Consider the following 12451-nt stretch of genomic DNA (forward strand, 5'->3'; position numbering starts at 1 on the left):
TCTGTTGAGCAGAAATGCAAAGAGGCACTACAACGTGCCTCTAGATTCGAAAGAAATTGCGAGAAAAACTACATATTACTGAGGAACTGATAGGTAGTATTATGGCTATAAATCTCCCCCTCCCTAAGTACGCAACTAGGCTGTGGCCACTCAGGATGGTTAGGGCTGTCAGGAAGGTATTGAGTCTCTAGTGCAACACCGCCAAAACTATCATATTCCCCTCCGATACGGTTTGGAGTGCCCTGCAAGAAATTACCCGTATAAAGTTGCACCGCAGGTTTTGTGGTGAACATCTTCATGGTTAACAAGCTATCTGGTGAGGTAACGGTTGCCCCGCATTCTCCTTCTAAACAGTCTTCATTTAGCAAGAATGAATGATCGTAGCCGTTGCAGGACTGCTGCTCTTCATCCAAAAGCAGATCTTGGCCAATCACTTTAGGTGATAAAAAGTCAAAGCCAGAATCTGAGACATCACGGATCTCTCCTGTTGGGATACCAAGTTCATCCGTTGGTAAGAACCGACTAGCATTAATACTCAGTACATGCCCCAGACAATCTTCCCCTGAATCAGCGCCCATTAAGTTGAAATATGCGTGGTTAGTTAAGTTCATCAAGGTTGCTTTGTTTGTCGTTGCTGTGTAGCTGATCTTGACTTCATTAAGTTCAGTTAACTCATAAGTCACCGACACTTTAGCTTCCCCAGGAAAGCCTTGATCGCCATCCTCTGAGACGATTGAAAACTGGATACGCTGTTCAGATACAGAATCAACAGTCCAACGATATTTATCAAAGCCAATTTTACCGCCATGTAGCATATGACCGGTTTCACTCACCTCTATCTGATAGGGAATGTCATCAATTTTAAACTGGCCATTGGCAATTCGATTAGCATAGCGCCCTACCGTCACTCCCATGAAAGCGGAGTGCTGATTGAATTTATCCATGCTATCGCAGCCTAAAAGCACCTCTCGCATCTCATCACGAACTGGAACCTGACAACTCAACCATGTCGCTCCTACATCCATAAACGTCGCTACCATGCCATGGCTGTTCTTTAATTGATAAACGTGTGCAGGTTTTCCATCGCTGGCAACCCCTTTGCTCAGACTCTCTAATAAATGAGCATGTGAAATGGTCATTGAACTCTATCCTTTAAAATGTGCATTTTACGTGCTGGTAACCCCGTAAAATCGATATTCTTTTCAATCAAAGATAGCAATAAACACTCAGCAGGTATCTATTCTGGTTGTGGTTATGGCGAAGTCATCACGCATTGTTTTTGTAGTTTGTTGGCTAGCTTCAAAAACCAACATCGTAGCTATCAATACCTCACTACCACTCATTACTAAATTTGATAAAACCGAGTTTTAATCAATGCATCAAATTTATGATATCTGTATACTTGCGCACCAATTCAAATCCTGTGCTCATTTTATGTCAGACTCCTCGCAAACCATGAATAAACGAATGAATATTGTCGCCTTAACTTGGCCGATATTTGTCGAGGCATTATTACGCAATGCCTTGAACACCAGCGATGTGTTTATGCTAAGTGGTTACTCAGATCTTGCGGTTTCTGCAGTTGGCGTTATCTCGCCGATCAGTTTCTTTATCATCATTGTGTCTATGATGGTGAGCACAGGCACAGGTATCTTAATCGCTCAGTACAATGGTGCAGGACGCTCCTCGGATTCAGAGCATGTGGGAATTGCGAGCGTTATACTGGGGTTCGCCGTATCCATTATTCTTGGCAGTCTATTCTTCTTATTCTCAGACAATATAGTTGGACTATTTGGTCTTGAACCACAAGTTGCTGAGTACGCAAACCAATACCTGATCATCAGTGGTACCTGTGCAGGTTTTGTCACCACCAGCGTGGTCTTTTCCACTATATTGCGTAGCCATGGCTTCTCACGCTCCCCAATGCTGATCAATCTCGTATTTGGCGTGTTAAACGTTATTGGTAACTACTGTGTTTTGTACTCTCCATTTGGCTTACCTGTTTATGGTGTACCTGGGGTGGCAACAGTCACAGTAATCAGCCAACTACTTGGAGCGATCTGTATGTGGTATCTGCTGATCAAGAAAGATCTCAAACCTAGGTTAAGCAAAGCCACAGAGGTGCTCTCATCAACCTATAAAAAGATACTGCGTCTAGGGGTGATGAATGCTGGAGAGATCCTCTCGTATAACCTATCTCAGATGGTGATTATTTATTTTGTTGTGCAGATGGGCACAGCGTCTCTGACTGCATTTACCTATGCACAGAATCTGGCTCGCTTTACCTTTGCTTTTTCTCTTTCGTTGGGACAAGCCAGTCAGATCCAAACCAGCTATTTTGTCGGCAAAGGTTGGAATGACAGCATATTGGTCAAGGTGCAGAATTATTTTGTTGTGGGCTTTCTCGCCTCAGTGGGTGTAAGTACGCTCTTTTATCTTGGCAGTGAAACCTTGCTTAGCATTTTCACTGAAGATCCTGAAGTGATTAAACTCGGAGCAGGTTTAATGCTCGGCTCAATACTGCTTGAAGGTGGTCGTGTATTTAACCTCATTTTTATCTCTGCACTTAAAGGCACCGGTGATGTGAAATATCCAGTACAAGTTGGCATCTTGTGCATGTGGGGATTTGGTGTAGGGCTTACCTACGTATTTGGTATCTACTTTGGCTTGGGTGTTATTGGCGCATGGCTGGCTATAGCAGCAGATGAGTGGATTCGCGGTATTATCATGGCATTTCGCTGGCGCTCCCGAGTTTGGGAACGATTTAAGCTGATTTAAACATAAGGGCGAACTCATTGAGTTCGCCCTTTTAGCTCAATACATAACTGATCAAGATTCACATTTCACAAAGTAAATTAATAAGCAGGTCTCTGGGTCTTGTATTGGCAGTGACAATCCAATTTGCTTTAGCACACTGCCATGCACCCTTACTTCTTCGTTAGATCGTAGTTGTTCAATCCAATTGGGGTAATGCTTCATTATCCCTTCCCCATGCTCTGGAAGCTCCAATAGAATTAGCTGGTAAAGTGCATCTTCATCAAGCATATCCAATAAAACGGGCTCAGGTAATGAATAATCTGGCATCGCCTTCTGACAGATAGCCAGTAACAACTGAGTATCGTCGTAAACACCGTATGCATTTCTCGTCTTATCACAACTATCAAGCACAAACGAATGGCCACTGTGCAATAACTCTCGATGTTGTTTATGTAGTTGAATGTATTTGGCAAATGCCTTGCGCTCTTGTTCACTCTCTTTGACAGGGTCTAGCTCTACTCCCATGTGCCCAAACAGTGCAGTAACACCTCGTAAATTGATGCTGTGTTGGCGACGCGTGGTGTGACTGTGTGCGGGACCAATATGAGTGCCTAACACCTCCGGCGGAAAAAATAGGCTCATATTTTGTTGTATAGTTTGCCTCTCAAGGGCGTCATTGCAATCCGAACTCCAGAACCTATGTGTACGCTTTAGCACCTCATAATCCATTCGACCACCGCCAGAAGAGCATGACTCTATCTCAACCTTAGGATGCGCCCCTCTTAGCTTGTCCACTAAGCGATAGAAAGCTAAGGTTTGCCCTCGAACAGCAGCCTTCCTTTTATGGCTTGGCTGAAGCAACTCCCTGTTCATATCCCACTTAACGTAGGCAATATTATGCTGACTCAATAAGTCATCAAGACAGTGGTACAAGTATTCAAAACACTCGGGTATTTGTAGATTGAGCACCAATTGGTTACGCCCTGTCGTCAATGGGTACCTTGGCGTGCTTAACACCCATTCTGGATGTGCTCTAAATAGATCCGAGTCAGGGTTTACCATCTCTGGCTCAACCCAGATACCAAACTCCATACCCAGCTGATTTACGTGTTCAATCACAGGATTCAGCCCCTTAGGGTACTTCGCTGTATCTAGAACCCAGTCCCCTAATGCGGCTTTATCGTTGTTACGCCCTTTGAACCAGCCATCATCAATGATGAAGCGTTCGACTCCCATTTGAGCCGCTTCACTTGCCATCTGGCAAATATAGTCAGGATCATGCTCAAAATAGATACCTTCCCATGTATTTAGGTGAACTGGGCGAGGTTTGTCTTGGTCAAGCTGTAAGATATTTTGACGAACAAAGCGATGATTTTCAGCTCGTAATCCATTAAGACCACTGCAGCTATAAGAGCTATAGAGTGTCGGCGAGGTGTAGCTTTCACCGTGCTTGAGGCTCACCTCTCCAGACATCAGCAATTCACCCGTTTGCACAAATCGCCGACCATCGCTTTTGGCTTCTACTCGCCAGTGATGATTCCCACTCCAGCCAAGATGGAAAGCCCAAACCTCTCCTGTTTGATGAGTAAAGGCTTTATTGCCGACAATACAGCCAGGAAAGTATTCATGGGAGGTACGCCCTCGGCGATTCTCTTGTGTAAAAGCGCCATGCTCAATATTATGTCGCTGAGATTGAAACTCTCGGCTCCAGCGACCCGAGAATGACATGACCTCTTTGGCTCGATAAGGAATAGGAATCGTGAGTGCTAGTTTTTCTAGCTGATAGTCGGCTTTGTTGTGATTTCTGAGGCTGATTGATTTACTGAGCACACCGCTTTGACTATCGAGCTGCAGGTCGATTGTGATGGAAAGTTTAGCAAGCTCGTCCTTACATTCAATCGTCAACCTCTCTCCATTGAGGGTATGGCTTGTATATTGAAATACAGGGGCCCAGTTATTGCCTTGATGGTGCCCCTCAAGTCCAGAGGAGCCGAAACTACCGCGTCCGATTTCAGGACAAAGAGTGACAGGCACATCCACATCTAGTCTCGCTTGGGATACAGCTCTATCGATGATGGCTAAAATCTCAGACTCTGAGGTTAAATCAAGGATAGCCTTGCCCCAGTAAACAATCTCTGGAGCAGGCGATAACCTAACGATTAGGGAAGATATTTGGCTATTTAGCTGCACAAAATCGTGAGATAGTTCTTGAGACACAGTGACTCCTTTGACAGGATCACAAGAACTCACTCATGATCGCGGCATCATAGATAACGGTAGGCTAAAGGTTAGTAATACAGTTACCCTCAAAGAATAGATGGCAATTATCAGTATCAAAGCTTAGCTGCAATTCATCGCCGCGCTTAATCTCTTTGTCGCCACTGACATGCACCTTGTAATTGTCATAGCCACCCACTTGACCAAATAAGTAGGTGCTGTTGCCCAAGCGCTCAACGGCCTGAGTAATAAACTGAAGAGTGTGCTCGCCATTTTGTTCAATAGACAGATGCTCAGGGCGAACGCCAAAAATCACCTTATCGCCAAGTTCAAGAGAGCTCACATCTGCGGGAATTGAAAACACTTGCTCATCAGGGGTTCGTATCGTTGCACTATTGTCTACCATATCGACCACAACAGCAGGCAACATGTTCATCTTTGGTGAGCCAATAAACCCTGCGACAAATTCGTTGGCTGGTCGATTATAAAGCTCTAAGGGAGAGCCTACCTGCTCAATATTGCCTAAACGTAACACCACAATCTTATCCGCCAGTGTCATCGCTTCAACCTGATCGTGAGTAACATAAACCATAGTGTTTTGAAGCTCATCGTGTAGAGAAGCAATCTGCAATCGCATATCTACACGCAGCTCTGCATCGAGGTTTGATAAAGGCTCATCAAACAAAAACACCTTGGGATCGCGCACAATCGCACGGCCTATAGCCACCCTTTGACGTTGACCGCCGGATAGTTCTTTAGGCTTACGATGCAGTAAGCTCTCTAACTGCAAAGCGGTTGCTGCCGCCATGACTTTTTCTGAGATCAAGGTTTTATCAACGCCGTTCATACGCAAACTAAAACCCATGTTCTCTTCAACAGTCATGTGAGGGTATAAGGCATAGGTTTGAAAGACCATAGCAATACCACGCTCGGCAGGATCGACCTCGTTAACCACTTCATCATCGATCTCTAGAATACCAGAGGTGATCTCCTCAAGCCCTGCAATTAGGCGAAGCAAGGTGGATTTCCCGCACCCTGATGGGCCAACAAAAACCACAAATTCACCATTCTTAATATCAAGATCAACACCATGGATGATTTCAGTATCACCAAAGGATTTAACTAGGTTGGTCAGTTTTATGTTCGCCATTACTCGTTCCTTGTTGGCCTCAATCTAATCAAGATGACTAGTCTGCCTTAAGCGTAATTTGATAGTGATAATGCTTTTTCTTTAGCAAATATTCATCGTGAACACTGCGGCTCCACGAGTCATCACCACCAACCCCCATATGCTCAGAATCTATGCGTATATATAATCTACCCGAATCATGTAGGTCATTGATGTGATCCGCCTCCGCTAGATTACATTGACTATAACGACTTACAGAAAAATGGAATAAACCATTGATATTCAATGGCCCTATCTCGGCATGTCGTACATCACATCTCAATCCATTCTCCGTCGGATACACATAATCTGTATGCATTTCGTCGATGGTTTGTGTGTGCTTACCAACATAAGCCGATAACTTACGATCTGGGTAATTCTCGTGAGGCCCAAGCCCATAAAACTGAACGGCTTTAGGGCCTTTAGGCACAGCAAGCTCCATTCCAATCCTTGGCGGACAAGGAAATCCATTAGCTAGATAGACATCCACATTGATATCGATATGACCATTGGGCTTGATGCGATACTTCCAAATAGTTCGAATCGCGGCCACGTTATTGGCTTGATAGTTTGATATCACTTCGACCAAACAATCATCTCCAAGCATTACTGCATCAAACGACACACAGTGGCGCAGCAAGCCTTTCAAACCAGCATGTTTCCAAATCGCCACCCAAGTATTAGGATCAAGATTATCAGCCTCACTGGTACCAATATCATTATCAATCGGCGCTCTAAAGAAGTTATCAACTAAGGGCGATTCAATAATCGACCTGTTTCCCTTCAGCCATTGCCTAACAAGTCCCGTTTCTTGGTCGAACCCGATACTAAATGTGTCGTTAAAGACAGAAAGTTCTTTATCTGTCTGCTGCATTGACAAAGAGAGCGTCCTATCCGGTTTGACGAGTTCAGGAAGTTCATTGCATGCAGGGAGTTCAAATTGATGATGAGCAAGCTGATGGCCTGCACTAGCCCAAGAGGTGCTTTCAATTAAAACTAGCTGAAGGTTTAAGTGATATTCAAACCCAGGTTTTGCTTGAGGCAGTTGCTTTAGTAATTCAATGCTTTGATAGCCTTCAGCTTCAATATCGAGCTTAAATTCACCGTTAGCAATCACCTCGCCATTTTCAGTGACTTGCCAGTTAGCTAGTTGATTCTCAACCTTAGTAAATAAGTACTCACTTTTTAACTTGATCTGCAGTGGCTCGGTACTAACAAGTTTAAACTGAATGAATTGCTGAGCCTTTTTCGCCTCTAACGCACTAGGATGAGGGATTCTATCTGGAGAAACCAAGCCATTGATGCAAAACTGCCTGTCGTTGATCGTGTCACCAAAGTCTCCGCCATATGCCCAATAAGATTGACCTTGTTCATCGACTTTAACTAACCCCTGATCAACCCAATCCCAAATGAACCCACCTTGCAGGCGAGGATAACGACGAAACGCTTCCCAATATTTATAGAAGCCACCTAAGCTGTTGCCCATAGCATGGGCATACTCACACATGATCAATGGGCGAGTTTCATTGGGTTTGCTAATCCAGTTTTTGATTCCAAACTTTAAGTGTTCAGGATCTTTCTCAGAATACGGTAAATCAATATCGACTCTAGGATACATGGGGCAAATGATATCAGTGGCTGCGGATTCTGCTCCTCCCCCTTCGTATTGAACTGGCCGGCTTGGATCTCTTTGCTTGGTCCATTGATACATGGCGTGATGATTGGAGCCTAATCCAGACTCGTTACCCAAAGACCAGATAATAATGCAGGGATGATTCTTGTCTCGTTCCACCATACCTGTCATACGACCCATGTAAGCAGCAAGCCAGTTCGTATCATTAGAAAGGCGTCCCATGGGTTGCTGCCCGTGGGTTTCGATATTGGCTTCATCCACCACATAAAGGCCATATTCATCGCAAAGCTCATACCAAGTAGGATGATTCGGGTAATGCGCAGTGCGTACAGCGTTGAAGTTATGCTGTTTGATCAGCTTAATATCCTGAAGCATATCTTCACGAGTAATAGCATGCCCGCGCTCAGGATGATGCTCGTGACGATTCACCCCGCGAATAAGCAAAGGCTTACCATTTAGTTTAAGAAGACCGTCCTTTATCTCGATCTGACGAAAGCCGACCTTGTAACTCTCCGCCTCGATAAATTTACCATCTCTATCTAAAAGAGAAACCACAACGGTATAAAGATTCGGATCCTCAGCACTCCACTTCAATGGATCAGAGACAGGTATTTGATGATAAGTACGGTCGTCATACTCACCACGCTCATCAATCCAACGATTACCACAGAGCTCAGTAACAGGTTCAAACACTGCATTTTTGTCAGCATCAAACAGCTGAACTTGAACTTGATGGCCGTCACTAGCCCCCGAAAGCTTTGTTTCTACCGACAAAACGGCATCTCGATAACACGAATCAAGCTCAGTAGTCACAAACACATCAGCAATTGACAATAGTGGTTTACTTAACAAAGTGACATCGCGAAAAATACCACTCAGCCACCACATATCCTGATCTTCCAGATAAGACCCACCCGACCAACGAAACACCATCACCGTTATCTGATTAGAACCTTCAACAAGATACTTCGATAAATCAAACTCAGCCGGCAATCGACTGTCTTGGCTATAACCCACCCACTCCCCATTACACCAAAGATGAAACGCGGAACTAACGCCATCGAAGATAATTCGAGTAACTCGGCTCAGCCATTCTTCTGATATGTCAAAGCTGGTTCGATAGACCCCAGTTGGGTTATCAGAAGGTACACAAGGAGGATTGTTAGGAAATGGATACTTTACATTGGTGTAAATTGGCTTGTCGTAGCCTTGAAGCTGCCAGTTGCTTGGGACGGGGATGGTTTCCCAATTGATGTCGTTTAGCAAGAAACTAACTGCTTCTTCAGAGACAAGTTCAGCTTTTTCGTAGAACCTGAATTTCCAGAAACCGTTAATCGAAAAGCTGTATTCTAAAGAGCACTGTTGTATTGCATCACTAATAGATAAATAGGAGTGTAATTTTGTATGCGTTAACAAGCGATTTTTTGAGATTGAGAGGGGACTAGCCCAATCTTTCATGTTTATAAGTTGCTTAATTATCGTCATTTAACCGCCTAAAATACTAAGAATCAGATTTACTCTGAACTGAATGAAAGCGTTTAAATCAACATAGCAATAAAAAGAGGGTTAAATTCTGAGATGGGCAACAGAAATTAGAAGATATTTGAATTTAAAACCAAGCTGTGGTTCACATCACATGTTTTAGCCAGCACGTATACAACGAAAAATATAAAATGGGGAGGTACTACACTCCCCTTCTATTTCAACATTTAACCTGCAGATTCAACAGGGTCCACTTTACTTAATCTAACCTCTGACAAGGCTCTCTCAAGGTTCTCATTAGCAACCTTATAGTATGAAGGGTTTTTATCAATAGCCTGTTGGAAGAATGGAATAGCTTCATCAGGCTTTCCTCTCAACATCAAAAAATAGCCCACATTATTTAAAGCCTCAAAGGTCGTCATATTTCGTTTAAAAATATTCAACGCCTGCCTATTATCACCCAGAGCAATATAGATTAGCGCGAGATTATTCAGAGCTTTCTCGTTCTCTGGGTCCCTTTTTAATGCTCTATTCGTTATTCTTTGAGCTAAGTAGTAACTTCCACTCATATAATGAGAGTAACCCAGATTAATAATGGCTTGTGTTGAATTAGGGTTAATTTCCAATGCTCTTTCGTAATAACGTTTAGCTATATCATGGTTTTCTTCAACATCAGATAAAATCCCTAAGGCCATATAGCTCCTATATGGACTATCTGAGTCAAAAGGTAAATTGCCCAAAGTCTCTTCTGTCACCTCTGTATAACTTGTCAAAATATCAGAATTGTTCAAACGTACTTGGTCTGCATTTATTGCTCTGAAAAAATAAGTTTTCCCTTCCGATGTCAAACCTTGCTTAGTGTACAACAACCCTAATTCTTCCAATGACTTAACATCATTTTCATCATACTCCAGAGCTTTCATATACGCTTTTTCAGCAAGTGCGAAGTTCCCCTTTGCTGAATGAATCCTACCTACCGTGTATAAAGTCTTGTTTTGATGAGTGGCATCTGAAAATGAAAGTGAACGTAAATACTCATACAGTGCTAAATCATAATTCTTATTGCCAAGTGCTGTGTCACCACGAGCAATGGCTTCCATTTCTGACTTCGGTGGTTCTTCATTTGTTAAAGAATCAACTGGTTTACCAGCGTATAAAGAACTGTCAAACTCTACAGGTTCTGGCTCTGAAGATGCACATGCTATTAGCATTGAACACATAAGAATTGAAAATACACTTTTCCTTATTACTTCTTCCATTATCATCTTCCTTAACTATTTTAGCGCATCAAACAGTGTCATTAGCCCGGGACCAAGAGCAACAATGAAAAAGCAAGGCCAAATAAATATAACCATTGGAAACAGCATTTTCGTTGGAATTTTCGCCGCTACTTCTTCCGCTGCTTGCGTCCTTTTATCTCGATAATCTTCTGTATATTCGCGCAATGAATTAGAGATACTGCCACCAATCTTAGATGCGTGAGATAACATACTAACCAATCCCATCAACTCATCCACGCCAGTTCTAACTACAAGTTCGCGAAAAGCGACAGGCATTTCAACACCAGCTTGGATCTTTGAACAGACGACATCTAGTTCATCTGAAAAATCTTGGTGGCTTATCGCTATTTCCTCACCGACTCTTTTAAGAGAGGCATTGAAACCTAAACCGGATTCAGTACACACTACCAATAGATCCAAAGCATCCGGCACTGAAGCTCTAATTTTGTCTTGTCGCTCTGAAACTAACCTAGCCAACATTAAATTAGGTCCAAATAATCCCAGAAATAATGCAGCAATAATTACAAGTGCGACGTAGTCTGACTCCTGCATTAAAATATATGCGCCGGCAGATATAAACAAGCCGATGAGAACAGTTACGAGCTTGATAGCATAAAAAAATGATAGAGCGTTTCCGTCATAAAACCCGGCTTGAATCAACTGTGATTGGACGCTCTCTCTTTCCTTTTTACTGTTTGGCACCATCATAGGAGCCAAGTTATCTAATATACCATTCATTTTTGATGAATCTTTATCAGAATCAGCGCCACCTTTTATTGATTTTAGCTTACGTTTTAAAGGGTTATTAGTCCCAATCACCAATACCCCTATCGACAGTACTGCTAGTGTAGTCCCTAATAGAACCATCAATAAAAAGATATTATTTCTAGTTAGTAAACTAGAAGTATTAAGCCATGATGTAATCTCGTTAACGTCCATTTATCACACCTTAATATTAATTATTTTTCTAATCCACAATGCGCCTATCAACAAACTAATAATGCCAAAAGAAATTGCAGATATACCTCTAGGGTCTGTAATTAAAAGCTCAGCATGTGAAGGGTTGATAAACATTGTCAATATATAAAGTGCAAATGGTGATAAAACCAAAATCCAAGAAGAGAGTCTAGCCTCAGCTGACAAGGTTCTAATTTTTCGAGAAAGCTTGAATCTAGCCCTTAGCACTTTCGAAACTTTATCTAGATTCTCAGTCAGATTCCCGCCAGTTTCTTTTTGTAAAATAACAGCACTAGAAAAAGCTAACATCGAAATGGTTGGTGTCCTATCGACCATCTGCAATATAGCCAACCTCATATCGTAGCCAAAATTCAAAAGGTTAAAGGTTTTCTTAAACTCAATGCCTATAGGGTCGGGTAGTTCATCGCCTACTTCTTTGAAAGCTTGATTTATGGTTTGCCCAGCTTGTAGTACCCTTTTAATGATATCTAACCCTTCAGGCAACTGCTCTTCAAATTTTTGGAGGCGATTTGTAATCTTTTTTTGTATATAAAAGTAGACAATTATCCAAACGCTTAGGAAAAGTGCTGCACTGACGTACCATAAATGTCCAGAGAAAATAGAGATAGATAGTACAATCAAACTTGCAAATAGAGTCCAAGCTAAAAGTTTGCCCAAAGTTACTGACATACCAGCCAACTCAAGCATTTTTTTTAAGTCAGCAAACATTGGTAATTTAACCAACTGACGTTCAAAAGGGGTCATTTCTTTCAAGTAGTACTCGTGTAGCAATGATAGACTCTCATCGTCCAACTTTTGCTGTGCTTGCTTCAGTCGTTTTGTCAACTCCCCATGTTTAGCTTTTTTGCCAGCTACTGGAAGCAATAACGCCTGGGAAATAAATAGTACAGCAAAAAATAGTAGTACTAGAAACAATCCTAAATCATTCATGATAAT

Annotated in this window: 8 protein-coding genes; 1 reads left to right on the forward strand and 7 read right to left on the reverse strand. The window is 42.5% G+C overall.

From position 1 onward, the window contains the following. Positions 1–68: 68 nt before the first annotated feature. Positions 69–1139: a galactose-1-epimerase gene (gene galM / locus OCU46_RS10950; protein ID WP_141272061.1), complete on the reverse strand. Its 1071-nt coding sequence runs from the start codon at positions 1137–1139 to the stop codon at positions 69–71. Positions 1140–1545: 406 nt separating this feature from the next. On the opposite strand from galM, the gene OCU46_RS10955 reads away from it, so the two are divergent. Next, complete coding sequence (locus OCU46_RS10955) at positions 1546–2778, forward strand: MATE family efflux transporter (RefSeq protein ID WP_420918552.1); 1233 nt, start codon at positions 1546–1548, stop codon at positions 2776–2778. 51 nt (positions 2779–2829) lie between these two features. On the opposite strand, the gene OCU46_RS10960 is transcribed toward OCU46_RS10955, so the two are convergent. The 6 genes from OCU46_RS10960 to OCU46_RS10985 all read right to left on the reverse strand — a co-directional run bounded on the left by OCU46_RS10960 (position 2830) and on the right by OCU46_RS10985 (position 12445). Continuing rightward, on the reverse strand, positions 2830–4974 hold the full coding sequence (locus OCU46_RS10960; RefSeq protein ID WP_141272059.1) for an alpha-galactosidase: 2145 nt from the start codon (positions 4972–4974) through the stop codon (positions 2830–2832). Between the two features lie 64 nt (positions 4975–5038). Further along, positions 5039–6124 carry an ABC transporter ATP-binding protein gene (locus tag OCU46_RS10965; RefSeq protein WP_141272058.1) on the reverse strand — a complete coding sequence of 362 codons (1086 nt, stop codon included), beginning with the start codon at positions 6122–6124 and terminating at the stop codon, positions 5039–5041. Positions 6125–6161: 37 nt separating this feature from the next. Beyond that, on the reverse strand, positions 6162–9260 hold the full coding sequence (locus OCU46_RS10970) for a beta-galactosidase (RefSeq protein WP_141272057.1): 3099 nt from the start codon (positions 9258–9260) through the stop codon (positions 6162–6164). Between the two features lie 224 nt (positions 9261–9484). Beyond that, positions 9485–10516: a tetratricopeptide repeat protein gene (locus OCU46_RS10975; RefSeq protein WP_141272056.1), complete on the reverse strand. Its 1032-nt coding sequence runs from the start codon at positions 10514–10516 to the stop codon at positions 9485–9487. Positions 10517–10531: 15 nt separating this feature from the next. Further along, on the reverse strand, positions 10532–11476 hold the full coding sequence (locus OCU46_RS10980; protein WP_141272055.1) for a type II secretion system F family protein: 945 nt from the start codon (positions 11474–11476) through the stop codon (positions 10532–10534). A 3-nt stretch (positions 11477–11479) separates the two neighbouring features. Then, the gene (locus tag OCU46_RS10985; RefSeq protein WP_141272054.1) at positions 11480–12445 is read right to left on the reverse strand and encodes a type II secretion system F family protein; all 966 of its coding nucleotides are present in this window, start codon (positions 12443–12445) and stop codon (positions 11480–11482) included. Positions 12446–12451 lie beyond the last annotated feature (6 nt).

This window comes from Vibrio comitans (assembly GCA_024346835.1).
GTDB lineage: Bacteria > Pseudomonadota > Gammaproteobacteria > Enterobacterales > Vibrionaceae > Vibrio > Vibrio comitans.

What these genes read in the sequence shown, in the direction of transcription:
- OCU46_RS10970 (WP_141272057.1), bottom strand. Translation starts at nt 9,260, where the DNA reads ATGACGATAATTAAGCAACTTATAAACATGAAAGATTGGGCTAGTCCC.
- OCU46_RS10955 (WP_420918552.1), top strand. Translation starts at nt 1,546, where the DNA reads ATGCTAAGTGGTTACTCAGATCTTGCGGTTTCTGCAGTTGGCGTTATC.
- OCU46_RS10980 (WP_141272055.1), bottom strand. Translation starts at nt 11,476, where the DNA reads ATGGACGTTAACGAGATTACATCATGGCTTAATACTTCTAGTTTACTA.
- OCU46_RS10965 (WP_141272058.1), bottom strand. Translation starts at nt 6,124, where the DNA reads ATGGCGAACATAAAACTGACCAACCTAGTTAAATCCTTTGGTGATACT.
- OCU46_RS10975 (WP_141272056.1), bottom strand. Translation starts at nt 10,516, where the DNA reads ATGGAAGAAGTAATAAGGAAAAGTGTATTTTCAATTCTTATGTGTTCA.
- galM (WP_141272061.1), bottom strand. Translation starts at nt 1,139, where the DNA reads ATGACCATTTCACATGCTCATTTATTAGAGAGTCTGAGCAAAGGGGTT.
- OCU46_RS10985 (WP_141272054.1), bottom strand. Translation starts at nt 12,445, where the DNA reads ATGAATGATTTAGGATTGTTTCTAGTACTACTATTTTTTGCTGTACTA.